This is a genomic window from Streptomyces sp. NPDC001933 (assembly GCF_042890955.1).
In the GTDB taxonomy this organism is placed as follows: domain Bacteria; phylum Actinomycetota; class Actinomycetes; order Streptomycetales; family Streptomycetaceae; genus Streptomyces.
Map to the genome: position 1 here is coordinate 90,444 of NZ_JBIASS010000018.1, position 16,299 is coordinate 106,742.

Consider the following 16,299-nt stretch of genomic DNA (forward strand, 5'->3'; position numbering starts at 1 on the left):
ATGGTAGTCATGGTTCAGGCTCCTGTGGCGGCTGGGCCTCCGATGCCGGAGGAATGGCTTGCTCACGTCGGCGGCGGATGATGTCGGCCCACAGCGAGTCGGGCAGGGTGACCAGCACCAGGTCCTCCCAGAGCCTGGTGGACTGCGCCTCGGTCAGGCGGAGCAGGGCGGGCCCGGGCAGGAGTTGTCCGTGGTAGCCCGAGCGCAACAGGCGCCGCGCCTTGAGTCGCCTCACGGCGAATCTGACATGGTCGCGAGTGAAGTAGCCGTCGGTGTTCGCACGGATCTCCGCTGCTGAAGTGCCTGGGCCGTCGCTGAGCCAGGACGTGGACCGATGCTGGCCACCGGCCCTGGGAATCGCGACGGTGCGCAACAGAGCGATGGCAAGCACGGCACGATCGGCCTCCGGGAGGATCCCGATGCCGTTGGAGGCCATGCGGTGAGCAGCGGCGTCGTCGTAGCCGCTGGTGTAGCCCGTAACGCCACGGTGTTCACGTGGGAGCAGAACACGGCCGGAGTCCTTGAGGCGATGAGCGACGACGGCGCGCAACGCGTCGTCGGACAGGGCAGGGAACGCCTCGCCCGGCACGATGCCCTCTGAGATCTCCACAGCTCCGACCGCCGCCTGGACAAGGGTCTCCTCGCGGTCTGACAAGACGCCGGTCATGGCTCTTCCTCCTCTGACCATTTGGCGCTGGACTCAAGTGGCCGGGGGAGCTGGTCGTGCACGCGACGCAGGGCCTCTGCGAATGTGTCGGGCAGGGCGGCAACCGCAGGGCCCAAGCGCAGGTAGCGGCCCTTGTGACAGATGAGCAGGAACAGGTGCAGGTCTGTGTCGATCGCGGCATGGACAGCTCGGGGATCTGCGCCGATCTCCCTCAGCGTGTCGACGACGTCCGCGCGCCGGAAACGCACTCCGGGGTAGGGGTTCTGACGGACGTCGGGCCACGCGGCGCCGAGGCAGACAGCGAAGGTGACCGATTGCGTTGCGCTGAGTCTCCGAACCAGGTATGAGGCGGAGTCCTCAGGCACAGGCGTCACCGACCATCCCAGTGTCAGCCCAGGGCGAAGATCACCAGGCTGGCCTTCGGCTGCGGCTGGCGTCGGCAAGGGGCCCTCGCTCGTGACCAGCCGCCGACCGCAGGCCAGCGCGAGGCGTTGAGCGGCTTCGACCGTCTGCGCGGGAACATCAGCCAGGTCACAGAAACCCTGGGCCCGGGCCGAAGTCAGAAAATAGGCAGGATCAGACAGCGTCATGATGTCCGTGCTCCCGTCTGCGAAGTGGCTGCCCATAAAGTTCGCCAGCCTGTCGGGAAAGGTAGACGGGGTGGAGATAGGTCACCCATCCAATACGGTCGACGATCACCTCGATAGCGATCCGCAACTGATACGGCGCATACGGATCCGCGTCCAGCCCGATCAGATCGCCCAGCAGGCGGGCCGCGGTGCGCCAGCGAGAACGCCGCAGCTCATCCGTGAGGTCAGCCTCGTCGCCTTCCAGCAGTACACGCTCAGCAAGATGCTCCTGGCGGCTCCGCTCACGGGCACGCACCTCGACCATGCGCCTGACGGGGTCGGGCTCCTGCACCACCTGAGGCATCGGGGGCCGGCTTCGAACCCTGACACGGGGCGCGAAGTCCTCGACCGTCTCCATCAGCGCCCCGGCGTCAAGCCAGACGGAGGGAGGATCCACGACGAGGTCAGCACCGAACTGGCTAAGCAGCGCCAGCGGCGCGTGCCGCGCCGCTTCCAGGTATTCCTCCGCGCTGAGTACCTCGAAGTCCAGACTCCGGCCGCCTTGCTCAATCACGCGCTGACCGGCCGCCGTCAGCGCCTTCTGGTAACGCTGTTCGGCTGACACCAGCGCCACGGCTTGGTGGTCGAGCGCGTGATCACCCGGGAAGAAGCCGGAAACCTCCTCATTGAGATGCTTCACCCGCGTGCTCAGCCCCGGGTGATTGTGCTCCCGCTGCTCCTCGGCCAGGTCCCGGATGCTCGCCACCGCGACCAGGCGTTCCAGGTGGATGGCGTACAGGGTCAGCATCTGCTGGCAGTCCAGCAGGTTGAACTCGATCCTGGTCCTGTCACGGGTCGGCTGGCCGATGAGAGACTGGGTTTCGTCGAGCAGCCCCACCAACTCGTCGATTCCCCGGTGTCTGCGCAACCGATCGTGCACGAGCGTCGCTGGGCCGACTGCTGGGTGCAAGGCGTAGCGCTGCTGATGCTTCTTCGCGAGATAGGGCTGGATCGCGTCGTAGTACTCAAAGACTGCCCATCGGGAATCGAAAAAGTCTTGCCCGTACTGCGGTGTATGCCTCTGCGTGATCAGGGTCCACACCTCGTTCTTGGTCGGCCCTCCGGACGTCTCGCTGCTGGCGAACGCGCCGACGAGGTCGCGGGCGAATGAGAGAGCTTTTGGACTCTCGAGGAGAGCTTCTCGGAATTTGGCTACTACCGCGCTGAAGGCACGCACGTTTCGGGCCTGCTGGCTCGGGCTGAGATGTCTGGGCAGGCTCTCGGTATTCGCAGGCGAATCAGAATCGCACTGAGCTACGTCCGAAGTTCCCATTTCTGACACATTCGAGATGTTAAAGAGAGGATATTGACATTGTCCCCTAATAGGGGGTTCGCGACAAGAGCTCTGTACGCTCGTCGGCACAGGTGCGCCGTCGGCATCTCCTTTCCGCAGCCCAACGCCCGAAGATCGCCACCGCCGAGATCGTGCTGATAGCCGACACCGACACCCGCAACCCGGACCCGGCCGCCTACCGCGCACTGCTGGACCGGGTACGCGATGGGGCCCATGCTGGCAATCGCCGACTACACGCGCCACTGGGACGAGGCCAACCTCACCCACCACCTCGCCCGTTCGCTCACCGCCGCGGCCACCAGACACGACATGCCGCAGCCCCTGGCCAGATACCTCTCCGCTCCGTCGGCCGCGACCCGTTCGCCGACTCCAGCGGTGTCACGCAGGTCCCTCGCACACGCTTCGCAGCTCGACCGCCTGCTCGGCCAGTCAATCAAGGTACGGCTTCGGTGTCTCCTCTGCCGGGCTGCCGAACCAGAGGTCGGCGGAGTGCTCCAGTGTGCGGGCGGCCCAATCGGGTTTCTCGGCCACAACCCTCTCCACGCAGTCGACGACATCGGAAGCCCACCAACCGGCGTTTCTGGCCCGGATCTTGAACACTTCCAGGGCTTCGTCGTCGGGCGTCGTGCCCCACATGTCTTCGCAGAGCTCCGCGAAGAAGAGCGCGGGATTCTGCTCACGCCACTCCTGGTCTCCTCGATCTCGCGGAGAATGCGCCAGCCCAGTTCGTTGTCGTCGGTCATCGATCATCGGTCCCCTCGGATGGGCAGGCTGTCCTCCAGCGCACCGGCGGCCTCCGCAACCTGCGACTCGCGAACATAGAGTTCACCAGCAACGCTGGTGTTCCGGGCGGCCCCGCCCGGCGAGCCCGGCACCGTCGGTGACCATGGCAGCGAGTCCCACAGTCCCCCTGCCGTCCCTCCCTGTCCGTCCGCCCGGGCCCGGGGAACTGGCCGATCAATTCCACGGCCGCTACTACCTGGCTATCCGCGCAGAGCACGAAGACCTCTGATGTCGCGCACTCCGCATCCGTCAGGGGCAGGACGTGCAAATCGGCTCCGCGACCGCGGGCCAAGGCGGACCGAGCAGCCCAGAGACGATGGCCGGTGGCAGCGGGTGCGGCGTATCACGTACATGAAGGGCGATCTTTCTGGCTGGGTGTGGGCGAACCGGAGGTTCGGTGTGCCGTTCGACGGCATGGTTCAGATCAGTTCGCGCGGTCGCGCTCCTCGGGGTTCGTCGCGCGGGTGCCGCCGTTGCGCGGTGCTGGTTCCGCGCTCGGCTGTCGAGGAGCCGCTGCTCTGGTGATCCGGCCATCCGACGCATTGACCAGCTTGCTGTCGAAGTCGGAGTCCGTGCGCCGTGCGGTGTCCACCGTTGAACGACGGAGGCCGAGGTCTTTGAGGGCTTGTCGGAGTGAGCTTCCGGCTGCGATTTTCTCGATAAGGGCTTGCTTTTCCGAGTAGTTCAGGGTTCGGTATTTCGCCTGAAGAGCGGATCCCAGGCGGGCGTTGAACTGTTCGTCATTGCGCCGTGTTGTCTCGATGACCGCGCGGGACAGGCCGAGGTCTTTGAGGGCTTGTCGGAGTGAAGTTCCGGCTGCGATTTTCTCGATAAGGGCTTGCTTTTCCGAGTCGTTCAGGGTTCGGCATTGGGCTTGAAGAGCGGATCCCAGGCGGGCGTCGAACAGATCATCGGCTCGGCGAGCTGTCTCGACAGTGGACCGGCTGAGGCCGAGTGCCTCACAGGCGTCTCTCAGCCGTGCACCTGTCTGAACCTTCTTGATCAGAGCCTGCTTCAGATCCGCGTTCATGGCCGTGACCCGCAGCGCAAACTTCACACCACGTCTTGCCAACTCGGCCCGATAGTCGGCGTCCAGCGTCCGGGGCTTTCCATCCTGGTCCGTGATAGTTCCCTGATCGACGGAGCGCACGTGGGAGAGGGCAGATCCGAGTCGGTAGCCCTTGTCGTCAACGAATTTGACCGGGACATCGAGGTGTCCGAAGCGCTGACGGTAGCGGTCGCAGGCGTCCAGCAGTTCCTGCCGTTTGGCGGCTTGTGGCTCCCAGCGCATCCCCAACATATTCAGTGTGCCGATCAGGGGCTGGGGCACGCGGCCTTCGCGGTAGGCGACCCGCAGCGCCTTCAACTGCGATCCCAGCAGCCGGCCCTCGGGGGTGACATGGTCGGGCGGGACATCGAGGTCGCCGTTGTCTCTGTGGTAGGCGCGGGCGTCGCTGAGCAGTTGCTGCCGCTGTGCCTCCAACGGATCCCACACCATGGCGATACGGTCCAGAGCGTCAATGCGGTCCTGGGACATCCAACCCTTGCGCCGATACTGGCGGCAGTCACGCACCCACACGTCCAGCCTGCGGCCACTGGCGCCGCTGCGCCCTTCCGGCACGTTCAGATGACCACGCTCGCGGTAGAAGGCGACCGCGTCCGCGTATCCCTCCCACCACGACGAGGTGCTGCTGCGTACCGTCAGCAGACGCAGCTGGTCGAGAATCCGGTCGGACGTGCCCTTTGGCAGATGAAACGTGACTCTCTCCGGTAGCCCAGAAGCTCCCGCATCCCGTTCTCCTGTGACGCCCAGTGACTGGGTCCAGCGTTCCCGGTCGAGTTCGGCGGCGAAGCCTTCGTCGTGCGCCCGCAGGGCACGGACGACCTCGAAGAGAACTTCAAATTCGCCGGCATCGAGGTCGCTGATTTCCGTGGTGGCATCCGGCACGACGATCGGCACGATGATCGTGGCCGTGTCAGCAGTGCCGCTGCTTCGGCGCAGTGCCCGGCCCACGGCCTGGGTCACTTTCGTGACGGACCGGGACGCGTGGGTGAACATGATGGTGTCCACAGCCGGGACATCAACGCCCTCGGCCAGGCACTGGGCGTTGGAGACGACCGTCCATCCGCCGGCGGGCGGAGTGCCCAGCCGGTCGAGGATGACCTCCCGTTCACGGGCGTTCATCGCTCCGCTGATGTGGGTTGCGTACACAGACCCCGACGGCCGCTTGGCGGCGGGCAGGCGGGCAATGGTGACCGGAAGCGTGCGCGCGAAATCGGCGGCCTGTTGCACTCTCGGATGGAAGGTGATGGCGCGCTCGATGCCGTACATGCGGCGGGAGTGTGCCAGCGCGGCCTGGGCGACAACCGTCCGCAAGGCGACCTCGCCGTCGACGTAGTCGGATGCGCTGTCGGCGAGCAGAGCACGGGCCTCGGCATCGCTGACGCCCAGCACCAGCAGTCGGTAGTTCTTGAGATACCCCTCGGCGATTCCCCTGGGAAACGAGTACCGGTACAGCACCGGCCCGAACAACTCCTCGTCCCGCCAGCTCAGCGCATCGCTCGACCGCCAGGCCGTCACATCCGGGGTGGCCGTCATCACCAGACGGCGATGATGGGGCAGGAAATCCGAATCGGTGATGATCCGGCGCCGCACGGCATCCCTCTTGCCGAACAGATGATGGCCCTCATCACAGACCAGTACGTCGGCCTCGACCGCGGCCCTCCGTAGAGCCTCACCGACTCGGTCGGCGGATGTATACGTCCCGATGATCACCTGGCGCCCGCCGCGGCCCAACCAGGATGTGATCGCATCCGGATCGGTACTGACGGGCACCGGAAGATCCTTGGTGCGCACCGGGGCATCAGCCACATTCTCATCCGAACAAACCGCCATTGCGCGGAACTCGACCGTGCTGATGGCCTGCCACTCGCGCAAGGTCTGCCCGACCAGCGCCAGCGACGGCATCAGTACGACGATCAGACCGAATCCCGGCGCGAGCTCCTCCACCACTCGCCGGGCCATGACCGTCTTGCCGGATCCGCATGCTGCGTGCAGCTGCCCCTGACGGCCGGCTTGCAGCCCTGTCACGATCGCCTTGACCGCATCGCGCTGATATGGGCGCATCATCGGAGCACTCACCGGCCCACCGCCCACAGGCCTGAGGCGGAGCGCGAACCGTCCCCTGAGGAAGTGAGGATCCAGCTGAGCCAGATCCCGGTGGGAGCGGGATCCGTGATCTCGCGAAGAACGTCCACGGCACAATGTGCCTCGTCCCGGACCGGCCGCACGCTGCTCGGTGCGCCCCCGACGATTCCCGACATGGCGACGATCCTCCTGAGCATCAGTTGGCCGGAGGGGCGGATGGTTCCGATGCCGCGCTCGACGGCCCACCGGACACGCGCCCCCCACAGGGACTCGACGGCGGGAAGGTCGGCCAGATGCATCTCGCGTATTACGTGCACAGGTGCCCCCGGAAGGTGGTCAGGTGACTGGCGGAAAGGGGCCCGTCGGGGACAGAAGGGTGCTGCATGTCCCGGACGGGCAGGCGTGGCTAGGACACGCCGGCGAGGTGAATGCGGACACGGTCGGCGTCCGCGGTGCTCACGAGCCGGTAGCCGCTGATGGCCTGGGTGTAGCGGGCGCGGGCGTCCTCGAGCCGGCCGTCCGCTTCCGCGGCCGCGCCGAGCCATTCCAGGGTCTGCGCGGCCAAGCGGGGGGCCTGTGCGGTGATGAGCTCCTGACGGGCGGTGTCCAGTGCTGATTCGGCCGCCGGGATGTTGCCCGCCTGAGTCAGGGCCCGGCCCTGCCAGGCCAGTGCCTGGGCAGCATCGTGGGTGTCCGCCTCGGCGAGCAGAGCTGTTCGGGCATCCGTGAAACGGGTCAGGGCTTGGCTGATGTGACCGAGGATCAGGGCTACTTGGCCGAGGAGAATGTCGGTCAGTGCCACCCCGCGCCGGTAGCCGTGTTCCTCGCGGGCACGCCGCGCCTGGACCAGGAACGGGGCTGCCTGGGATACGTCGCCCATCTGAAGGTGGGTGGCCCCCAGGTCGTGCAGCGCCTGCGCTTCGGCGCCGGGGTCCTTGGCCTGCAGAGCCATGCTCCGTACACGGTGGAACGTCTTGAGGGCCTGGGGGGATCCGGTGTCGCGCTGGGCCAGGCCGAAGGTGTTGAGCAGGTGCAGTTCGGCCAGCGCGGTCCTGTCCGGGTCGTGGCGGAGCGATTTGAGGGCCAAAGTGTGGAGCTCGATCCATTCGGCGTGCCGGCTCTCGGACCGCCACCACGGCCACATGCTGTACACGATGCGCCAGACGTAGGCGTGGTGCCCCGCTCGGTGCGCGGCACGGACCAGGGCGAGGAGGTTCTCGGCCTGGTCCTTCAGCCAGCTGAGCGCGGATACGGGGTCGGTGTGGTGGACGGGATGCCCAGGGGTGTGAGGGAGGTCTGCGGGGTCGAGGTTGAGGGTGCGGCTGTGGCTTGGGGTGATGAGGGCGTCGGCCGAAGCCGTGGCGGCCAGGGCCCAGCCCAGTGCGCGTAACAGGCGCTGAATGGCATCACCGTCCTCGCACGCGATGTCCCGGGCCCGCATGTGGAGTGCGGCGCTGCCGAAGCGGTAGACGGTGCCGCGCTGTTCCCGGTCGCCGATGTCCTCCAGCAGGTGTGCGTCGCCCAGGGATCGGAGGGTGGTCGTCGCCGCTTGAGGGGTGGCGGCGCAGACAGCGGCGGTCAGGGAGGTGTCGAAGTCAGGGACGGGCAGGAGGCTGAGGTGTCGGTAGGCGAGGGCGACGTCGGTGGGCAGCCCTCCGTACGCGGCATCGTGATGGGCGGTCATGGTTGCTCCAGGAAAGTTGAGGGCGGGCGGGCACGGGGTGGTGCGGCGGCTGTTGATCAGCGCTTGCACGGTTGTGGACAGGGGCCGTCGTGGGTGGAGCATCACCTGGGCGACGGTCAGGACCAGCGCGGCGGGGTATCCGGCGGCCAGTCGGATCAGCAGTTCCGTTGCTTCGGGTTCGGCCTGCAGGCGGTCGGCGCCCACGCGTTCGGTGAGGTAAGTGCGGGCGGCGTCGGGTGGCAAAGGGCCCACGCTGTGGAGGAAGGCGCCTTCGCCGGCGAGCTCGCTCAGCGGGTGCCGGCTGGTCACCAGGACCAGGTGACCGTTGCCCCCGGGGAGGAAGGCCCGGACGTCGGCGGCCCGGGACGCGTTGTCGATCAGCAGGCAAGTTGGTTCCCGGCTCGCGGTCGCAGACCTCCACCACGCCGCACGTTCCTCGATGTCCATGGGCAGTTTGCCGGGTTGGACGGAGCGCAGGAGGTGGCCGAGTGCTCTGCCGACGGGCAGTGGGCCTTCGGGTGCGTAGCCCCGAAGATTGATGTAGAAAGCTCCGCCCCGGAAGCTGGCCTGCTGTTCGTGGAGGAGCCGGGAGGCCAGTGTCGTGGCGCCGATCCCGTCCTGCCCGCTCAGCACGATGAGCCGGCTGCCGAAGTTCGGCGGGCTGTCCGAGCGGTCATGGAGCAGCGCGAGGTCCGCTTCCCGGTCCACCCAAGCCGCGGGCAGCGGTGGCAGTTGACGGGGAAGGGGCAGTTCGGGCGGAGAGTAGTGGAAGTAGACCCCTCCGTGGATCGCGCCTGCCTGAATACTGGTGCCGACGTTGTTGGTCCCGGTCAGTGTGTTGTTTGTGCAGGTGGACAATTCCACCCGGCGGGTCACGTCCGACTGGTTCGTGTTCAGCTTCCGGCCTCCTTCTCTACAGGTGTGAGGTTCGGCAAGCCGTGCTTCTCTGCGATTTCCGAGAATTGGGCGACCCTTTTCCGCAGCCATGTGAGGTATGCGCTGTAGGGGAGTTGGAAGCGATGGTGCTTCTTCCATTCGTGCAGGTACACAAGGCCGTGCTCCTGCATGAGGGGAACGAGGTCGGGCGGCTCCAATTCGGCGACGGCGCGAATGCACTGGAGCTCTTCTGCCGCCAGCTCGGGACTCCTGACGACCATTGCTTCCCAACTGGCAAGGGCCTCGTCCTCGGAAGTGTCCCGGCAGGTCCGCAGCCACGCGATGAAGGGCTCCATCCCGGGCGAAGTGCACTTGTCGGGTCGGTTCTTACGCGGCATGGGCGACCACCGGCCCGGGAACCTGGGCGCACATGCCGAATCCAGCGGCTGGCCTCTCATCGCCCACGGTGTGGTTGTGGGTGGGAGGGGCAGTCAGGCCGCTGTTAGTCGTGCGAGGTTGGGACGTCAGCCGAGGCGTTCGAGCCTGCAGTGGAGGTCTCGTGTGGCGGCGGTGTTGTTCTGCTTGGACCGGATCGCGCTGAATGAGTAGAGGGGAGTAGTTCATGATCGGATTCCGGGTTCGGCGTAGTCGGCGGCCGTGCTATCGATGAGCGACGATGCGAGGTATATGAGGTGGGGCGCGTTCTTGGCGCCGAACTGTTTGCGCAGTGCGGCGAGCATTCTGGTGACCTGGCTTCGCGTGAATTGTGTGGCGTCTGCGATATGGGATTCGTCCATGCCCCGAGCACTTCCGTGCAAAATGGCCAAGTGGTTCGCGCCGATGTCGGTCGGACGGACACCTGGGTCCGGGGGCGCATCGATGAGACTGGCCTGGACCGCGAGGCGGATCAGGCGTGTCCGTGAGACGGGGCCTGTGCCACCGAGCCAGCGCCAGGCTTGGCGCAGCCTCACCCTGACAGCATCGGCGGACACGCCCAGGTGGTCGCTGGTCCATGCGACGCTCTTGCCGCAGGCGGTGTAGCTGACCGCTTGGATCGCAGATTCGTGGGGTTTGCGCGGCTGTGCTTCGGGCTTGGGCGTCACGACCGGGCGGGGGAAGCCGTTGGAGCGCAGCGTGACGTCTCGGCGGCGCAGGACGTTGCGAATGGCACTGCCAGACCGGCCGGTGGCGTGAGAGATGAGGGGGGTGGGGGCCCTGCGCACGAGGTAGGCGTGCACCACTTGGTCGGCGAATTTCTCGGCCTCCGCTCCGGTCAGCCTCTTGCTTCTGGGAATGCGGGGAAGGCCGAGGTTCTTCACAGTCGGGGGGGTCATTTCGGCCGCGGTGTGCTGGTCAGTGGGCGGAAGGGGCGGATCGGTGGGCTGGGGCGCCTCGCGCACGTAGAGACCCTCTGCGCCCGAAGCCCGGGAGGGCCGGTTCTTTGAGCCTGGTGTGGGTGGGCGGTGCGGTGGTGTGGCAGCGCCGATGAGCTCACGCGCGGTCAGAGTGTCGTTCAGGTCGGGAATCTGAGCGGTTTGGTCGTCGAGGATGGCCCGTATTTGGTTGTCGTATGCGGCCGGGCGCTGCAGGAGCGCGGTCCTGGAGCTGTTGCGGGTGTGGGTGCCCGTCCGCTCCCATCCGTGTCGGGTCTGGAAGTGTCCTGCGAGTCCCTCACAGGACACGGCTGCGCGGACATGCTCCCGTTCGGTCCGGGCAGCCCGGTCCGCCGCCCAGCGGACAAGGAGCCGGCTGAGGCTGGTGGTCCTCTGGAACGGGGAGGTGACCATGAGGGCCAGCCCGATGGCTTCCTGCTGTGTCTGCGTCGAACTCCATCCGGCTCCGGGGGTCTGGTCGATCACCGCCACGGCCGCGACTACACAGTCTTCCGCGCTGAGGACGAGGACCTCGGCCGCAGCGCACTCCGCATCGGTCAACTGACAGATCGGCAGGCAGAGGTCGCGCCGGGCGGCCCAGCCGGAGCGGTCCGCCCACAGTTTCCTGCAAGCATCGAGGTCGTTTTGACAGGCACGTCGCAACACGTACATGGGGGATCCTTGGAGGTGTGGTGGTTCGATCGAGAGGATGACGATGGCCGGGTGCGGGCAGGTCATCGGGCCGGGGGTCCCACCGCGTAGCCGACGGCCGACGTGCCCCGGCCGGCTTAGATCAGTCCTTGCCGCATCACGTACGCCACCGCGTGCGCCCGATTGCGTAGTTGGAGTCTGGTCATCACCGAGTGCAGCACGTTCTTTATGGTGCGCTCGGAGTAGGACAGCTTCGTCGCGATGTCGGCGGTGTCGTACCCCTCCGCGACCAGGCGCAGCACATCCACCTCACGTGCCGCGAGGCCGGTGAAGTGCAGGCCGCGCGGGATGAGGACCTGGCCCTGGAGAATGCCCACTTCCTTCAGTAACTGTCCCAGGAGGTCCGGCGGAAGATGGCCGTCACCCCGCGCCACCGTGCTGATGACCTCCACCAGATGCTCCGGAGTTACCTCGGAGCGCCTGACCACACCGGCCGCACCGCACTCCGCAGCACTCACCAGTCTCTGCTCGTCGATGGTCTTGACGACGATGAGGAGGCGGGAGGTGCTGGTGCGCTGGATGTGGCGCAGGTCGACCAGCGCCTGCTCGTCGAGGGTGTCTGTGGCCACGATCGTGACCTGCGGTCGCTCCGCCGTGTTGTCCCGGCACAGGAGGATCTCCGGCCGGGGGCGCAACTGTTCGTGGAGCCCCGACAGGATGAGCGGGTCGCTGGCTTTGACGGCCACGGATATCCGGGGGGCTCCGGCGAGAGTGCCGGGGCGCTGCCCGTGAGTGTCCTGTAGATACTCGTCCACGGACAGCGTGACGGGGTGCTCCGAGCCAGCCATCACAGACCGTCCTTCCGGGCGTGCACGGGGGGCGGGGTGGGCGGGGTTGGCATTGTCCATGCCCGTGCCGGGGACGGTCTGCGCACCGGTACAGGAGGCCTGAGGGCGACCGGGCGGGACCGGGCGGCCTCGTCGCCCAGCGCGGCCAGCGCGTCGGCCAAAACAGCGATCCGGAACAACCGTTCGTACGGCGGCCCGGTCATGGGCAGGGAGGCGCAGGCCATGGCCCGGCCCGCGGTCGCCCTCAGCTGCGCGAATCCGGGCCGGTCGCTCACCTGGTGCAGGGCGGCGAGGACCAGACGGCGCAGAATGTCGCCCTGCAGCGCCTCCTGCACGCTCATCACGTCCGCAGGAAGACACACCCCGGTGCGCCATCGTTGCTGGGCCCTGTCCCGGATCTCGTGCAGTTCCTGCAAGCCGCGTGTGTTCAGGGTGTCCCTCGGTTCGGGCAGCGCCTCCTGCACGTCCTGCTGAGAGGCCGGCCACAGCGCCCCCACCGGCCCGGGGCCAGGCAGTTGGGGCAGACGGGGGCGGGGGCCGCCGGAGAGCAGGACTCCGTCTGCCGTCAGGCCGTCCAGTGCAGCGCGGACCGTGGCCGGGCGGGCCAGGAGCACGGGCGCGAGGCGTGAGGGTGCGGGGAATTCGGTGCCGGGAGGGTAGGCGCGATGGTCGATCAGCGCGGTGAGGAGGCGGCGTGTGCGGGTGACGGGCTGGTCACCAGGGACCTGCCACCGGCGGTTGCTGGCGTGGACGATCCCGGTGCGGGCCAAGTACTGCAGGGCGAGGCGCAGTTCGGGTGACGAGTAGCCGGTGTAGCCGGTCAGCTCTGGCAGACTGAGCCAGGAACCGGGAACGTAGAGGCCTCCGGCGATCCGTTCCCGGACCGCCTCGGCCACGGCAGGGTCGGGGCCCGCCGTGCCGTGCACGGCCAGGGGCTGTCCGGGCGGGGAAAGAGAAGTCATGGTGGGTCCGATCAGCGAAGGGGGTGGTCAGAAGGGGCCGAACGTGGCTGCGCAGGTGATCGAGATCATCACGAGCAAGCCGGTCACCACGTACGTGATCACCAGGGCGCGTTTGGGCATCACGGTGCTCCTGTCGTGCCGGGGGCGGCCGGACAATGCCGGGGGTCCGGGCCGGGCACGTCCAGCGCGTCGGCCGCCTGTCCGGGGAGGCTGAGCGGGTGCTCGCTGCCATCGCGGTGCACACCGCCCATCACGTGAACTGCCGGACAGAATTCCGGGGAGGGTGTCATGAGGGCCTCCCGGTGTGAGGTCCGAAGAGCGAGGCGATCAGTGCGGGTGCCCACGGCGGCCGGCCAGCGGGCACCGCCCAGTACGCACCGTCGGCCGTGGGCCGGCCGCCGTACTCGGGAAGGCGCACCGCGCCGCCGTGTGCCCACCGCCGGACTCCGGGCCCCCGGACTTCGGGAGCACCGGCACCGATTTCGGTGACCAGCACGGCGATGCCCGCGGCAGGCAGGCCCAGGACAGGACCCCACCAGTCCATGACGGTGTTCTGCAGCAGTTCACGGCATCGCGCGGGAGTGACCCGGATGAAGTCGAAGGTGTCCCCGGCGACCTGCCCGCCCTCCAGGGCGGCGCAGCCGACCAGATGTTCGGGGGCGTGGTCGGGGTTGAGGCCTTCGGGGACGAGTCCCAACGGGTCGCCGGGTCTGCGGGCGGGCCGGGACGCACGGCGCGGGACCGGAGCTGTGGCACGTACCGGGGGGCGTGGTGGTGCCAGGCTTGTCTGCCCGTCCAGGATGTGCCGGGCCCAGCCTTCGAGTACGAGCTGGCCGTCCGTCAGCCCGGTCGACCGCAGCTTGGTGAGGCACTCCTCCACACGGTGCGGGGACAGACCAGTTACGGTCGCGATGTCACGGACCAGGCGCACGTCGGGGGTGTCCAGGGCCAGGGCCCGCCACACTGCGAGGACGTCGTCCGATACGACCCGAGGCGTCGGTGGTTTCTCCGGCGACAGCACGGCGGCGCGGCACGCCTTGTGTGCCAGCACGCGCACTGAGTCGGTCTCTGCTGCTAGGAGGCAGGTGCGTAGGTACCTGCTGGCACCGTAGGTGCCGATGCCCATGGACACGCCTGCCTGCTCGACCGTGTGGCCCTGGACGACGACCAGGTTTAGCAGATCCCGCTCACGACGGGTGAGCTTGAGGGCCGCAGGGGCGGCCAAGGTGCCGTGGCGGGTGCCACGGTAGGCGTTGGCCGGGCGGGGCCTTCTGTCCGCGGGGGCCGACACGGTGGCCTGGTCGTCGAGGACTCCGGCCGCCCAGCCCTCCACCACCAGGCGGCAGTCGGACTTGTGCGTGTTCCGCAGACGCTTCAGCTCCGCGGCGACTTCATGGACCGGCAGATCGGTCTGCCGGCTGATGGCGCTCGCGAGATCGGCGGCCGGGACGTCGAGGACGATGCCCTGCCACACCGCGGCCGTCTGGTCGGACAGACCCAGTACGGGCCGGGGCTCGGGTGGAGCGAGCACTCTCGCGCGCAGCGCCTCCTGGATGAGGGCGGCCCGGGAATCGACACCGGCTTTCTGGGCGCATGCGCGAATGTGGGAGCACACTGCGGACTGCGAGATGCCCATCCTGCGCGCGCACCGCTCGGTGCCCCACCCTGAAGCTGTCAGTTCCAGGACCCACAGCCGGATGGGCCGCAGCTCCCACCAGTTGCCGACGCCGCCCCGGCCGACCCACACACCGGATGGGGCGGTGCCCTCCAGTCCCGACAGCACGCCGTGGCGGTAGCCCAGGCGGATCAGGCCTTGCCAGGTCGTCGCGTGGTGGGCGGTCAGCTGCTCAAGCGCGGTGCCGACCTCGGCCGGATCCAGGCCGGCTGTGGTGGCGATTTCCGGGACGAGGAACTGGTCCGGCACATCCAGTCGCAGTCCGGCCCAGGCCGCCTCGGTCACCGGGTCCAGGTCGAGTACGCCGCCCGGGGCGGGCTGGTCCGCCCGGAGTCCGGCTTCGTGTTCGTACACCAGGGCCCGCACCGTCTTCAGCCTTTCGTGGGAGAGCAGCCCATCGACATGGGCCCGCACCACGGTGTCGGTGACGCCGAGCATCCGGGCGGCTTCGTCCGGCGTGGCACCGGCGGCCAGCAGATCGAGGAGGTCTCCTGTGCGGAGAGCCACGGTGGTGTCGGTCATTACTGCTCCGCCTGCTGCAGCGCGAGGTCGGCAATGGCCGCCGGATCGGCCTCACTGGCATGCTGGAGAGCCCGGTCTACGGACGGCGGGGTTCTACCGGCGACGGTCGCCCTGCCGGTTGCGGTGATGTTGATGTATCCGGCGTGTGCGAGGTCAGCGAGCGCCAGTGCGACCCGTGTGACAGGGGCTTGGAGGGTGGCCGCGATCTTCTTGGCGCTGAGTGCGCTGCCCTTCTTGTAGGTCCCGTCCTTGACCGCCATGAGGAGATGCTCGGAGATCTCGTGTGCCTGGGGCCCGGGGTGTCCCGCCTCAACGAGCGCCCCGAGAAAGTCGCGAGCGTTGCCCGTGAACATGATCAGTCCCTCAAGGGTCGGCCGGTGTGCGCGTGGATGCGAGACCGACTGGACCAATCTGTCCCATCGCGTTTGCTCCGCAGGGGACTGAGACGAACGTCGGTACGTGCGGGCCGGAGGGATCCAGGGATCAACGATGTCCCGAGCGGTCTCGTACCCACGTGCGACGGATGCCGGCGAGCCGGCGAGCCGCGGGGTGCGGGAGGTAGGCAGGCCGATCAGTGCCTGGGCCAGCTCTTCGGACTGGAAGTTGATGTCATCGGGATCGGTGTGCACCGGTGGTCTCTCCAGGTGGTCCGGGACGGCTGGTTGCGGAACTCGGGCGCGAGAGCGGGATCCGGATGGGGTGGGGCGGCTGCCGGTGGCGGGGAGGATCCGGCGGTGAGGTGCCCTCTCTGGACCGGCTGCGCGGTCGGGTCGGGATCGCTGTGTGACCGCGAGAGCGGGCTCTGAACAGCGAGCTTCGGGCCAACTCCGCTCGTTCCTGGCCCGAGGGCGGTGGCTGCCATGCGTTGCCGGGCGGCGCGAGGTTGCCTGGTATGGCAGGTGCCGGTCTCGGCGGGCCCGGAAGCGGGGGCAGTGCGGTTGGTGGTCATGAGGCGGTGTCGCATTCCAACGGGAGCGGGTGATCGGCGAGATGTCCAAGGCCGGACGGCGGCGGAGCGTCATGGCCGGCAGGGCCGGTCTCAGCCGAGAGGGGGGGTGGTGGCGGCGGTGATGATGGATCCCAGGACCAGGAGGACGAACAGGATCAGCAGCACGAGACGTGAGGGTCGGGGCATCACAGCCTCCTGGGTGCTGTGGCGCGCCGCAGCTGGGGGTCAGGGGATTCCG

General features: G+C 67.9%; 13 protein-coding genes. All 13 read right to left on the reverse strand.

Annotated elements, in window-relative coordinates; all coding sequences use genetic code 11:
* Positions 1–7: 7 nt before the first annotated feature.
* Positions 8–667, reverse strand: a complete 660-nt coding sequence (locus ACFYY7_RS33935) for a hypothetical protein (protein WP_388667670.1) — start codon at positions 665–667, stop codon at positions 8–10.
* Complete coding sequence (locus ACFYY7_RS33940; RefSeq protein WP_388667671.1) at positions 664–1,257, reverse strand: hypothetical protein; 594 nt, start codon at positions 1,255–1,257, stop codon at positions 664–666. The genes ACFYY7_RS33935 and ACFYY7_RS33940 overlap by 4 nt, the downstream gene beginning before the upstream one ends.
* Entirely contained in the window at positions 1,244–2,473 is a 1,230-nt protein-coding gene (locus tag ACFYY7_RS33945) for a hypothetical protein (protein WP_388667672.1), read from the reverse strand. The genes ACFYY7_RS33940 and ACFYY7_RS33945 overlap by 14 nt, the downstream gene beginning before the upstream one ends.
* Positions 2,474–3,019: 546 nt before the next feature.
* The gene (locus tag ACFYY7_RS33950; RefSeq protein WP_388667673.1) at positions 3,020–3,340 is read right to left on the reverse strand and encodes a hypothetical protein; all 321 of its coding nucleotides are present in this window, start codon (positions 3,338–3,340) and stop codon (positions 3,020–3,022) included.
* A 457-nt stretch (positions 3,341–3,797) separates the two neighbouring features.
* Positions 3,798–6,515, reverse strand: a complete 2,718-nt coding sequence (locus ACFYY7_RS33955; RefSeq protein ID WP_388667674.1) for a Helicase associated domain protein — start codon at positions 6,513–6,515, stop codon at positions 3,798–3,800.
* Positions 6,512–6,820: a hypothetical protein gene (locus tag ACFYY7_RS33960; protein ID WP_388667675.1), complete on the reverse strand. Its 309-nt coding sequence runs from the start codon at positions 6,818–6,820 to the stop codon at positions 6,512–6,514. Before ACFYY7_RS33960 ends, ACFYY7_RS33955 begins: the two co-directional genes overlap by 4 nt.
* A gap of 107 nt (positions 6,821–6,927) precedes the next feature.
* Positions 6,928–9,063: a hypothetical protein gene (locus tag ACFYY7_RS33965; protein WP_388667676.1), complete on the reverse strand. Its 2,136-nt coding sequence runs from the start codon at positions 9,061–9,063 to the stop codon at positions 6,928–6,930.
* A gap of 35 nt (positions 9,064–9,098) precedes the next feature.
* Positions 9,099–9,437 carry a hypothetical protein gene (locus ACFYY7_RS33970; RefSeq protein WP_388667677.1) on the reverse strand — a complete coding sequence of 113 codons (339 nt, stop codon included), beginning with the start codon at positions 9,435–9,437 and terminating at the stop codon, positions 9,099–9,101.
* Between the two features lie 264 nt (positions 9,438–9,701).
* Positions 9,702–11,126, reverse strand: coding sequence for a hypothetical protein (locus tag ACFYY7_RS33975; RefSeq protein WP_388667678.1), 1,425 nt, complete (start codon positions 11,124–11,126; stop codon positions 9,702–9,704).
* Between the two features lie 116 nt (positions 11,127–11,242).
* Entirely contained in the window at positions 11,243–11,953 is a 711-nt protein-coding gene (locus tag ACFYY7_RS33980) for a LuxR C-terminal-related transcriptional regulator (protein ID WP_388667679.1), read from the reverse strand.
* On the reverse strand, positions 11,953–12,915 hold the full coding sequence (locus ACFYY7_RS33985; RefSeq protein WP_388667680.1) for a hypothetical protein: 963 nt from the start codon (positions 12,913–12,915) through the stop codon (positions 11,953–11,955). The genes ACFYY7_RS33980 and ACFYY7_RS33985 overlap by 1 nt, the downstream gene beginning before the upstream one ends.
* Before the next feature lie 286 nt (positions 12,916–13,201).
* Complete coding sequence (locus tag ACFYY7_RS33990; RefSeq protein ID WP_388667681.1) at positions 13,202–15,112, reverse strand: LuxR C-terminal-related transcriptional regulator; 1,911 nt, start codon at positions 15,110–15,112, stop codon at positions 13,202–13,204.
* Positions 15,112–15,465 (reverse strand): hypothetical protein, encoded by a 354-nt coding sequence (locus ACFYY7_RS33995; RefSeq protein WP_388667682.1) that lies wholly within the window; start codon positions 15,463–15,465, stop codon positions 15,112–15,114. Before ACFYY7_RS33995 ends, ACFYY7_RS33990 begins: the two co-directional genes overlap by 1 nt.
* Positions 15,466–16,299: the final 834 nt, after the last annotated feature.

Bases quoted from the DNA above. Each gene is read 5' to 3' on its own strand.
- ACFYY7_RS33935 (WP_388667670.1), bottom strand. From the start codon at position 667: ATGACCGGCGTCTTGTCAGACCGCGAGGAGACCCTTGTCCAGGCGGCG.
- ACFYY7_RS33940 (WP_388667671.1), bottom strand. From the start codon at position 1,257: ATGACGCTGTCTGATCCTGCCTATTTTCTGACTTCGGCCCGGGCCCAG.
- ACFYY7_RS33950 (WP_388667673.1), bottom strand. From the start codon at position 3,340: ATGATCGATGACCGACGACAACGAACTGGGCTGGCGCATTCTCCGCGA.
- ACFYY7_RS33960 (WP_388667675.1), bottom strand. From the start codon at position 6,820: ATGCATCTGGCCGACCTTCCCGCCGTCGAGTCCCTGTGGGGGGCGCGT.
- ACFYY7_RS33970 (WP_388667677.1), bottom strand. From the start codon at position 9,437: ATGGAGCCCTTCATCGCGTGGCTGCGGACCTGCCGGGACACTTCCGAG.
- ACFYY7_RS33975 (WP_388667678.1), bottom strand. From the start codon at position 11,126: ATGTACGTGTTGCGACGTGCCTGTCAAAACGACCTCGATGCTTGCAGG.
- ACFYY7_RS33980 (WP_388667679.1), bottom strand. From the start codon at position 11,953: ATGGCTGGCTCGGAGCACCCCGTCACGCTGTCCGTGGACGAGTATCTA.
- ACFYY7_RS33985 (WP_388667680.1), bottom strand. From the start codon at position 12,915: ATGACTTCTCTTTCCCCGCCCGGACAGCCCCTGGCCGTGCACGGCACG.
- ACFYY7_RS33990 (WP_388667681.1), bottom strand. From the start codon at position 15,112: ATGACCGACACCACCGTGGCTCTCCGCACAGGAGACCTCCTCGATCTG.
- ACFYY7_RS33995 (WP_388667682.1), bottom strand. From the start codon at position 15,465: ATGTTCACGGGCAACGCTCGCGACTTTCTCGGGGCGCTCGTTGAGGCG.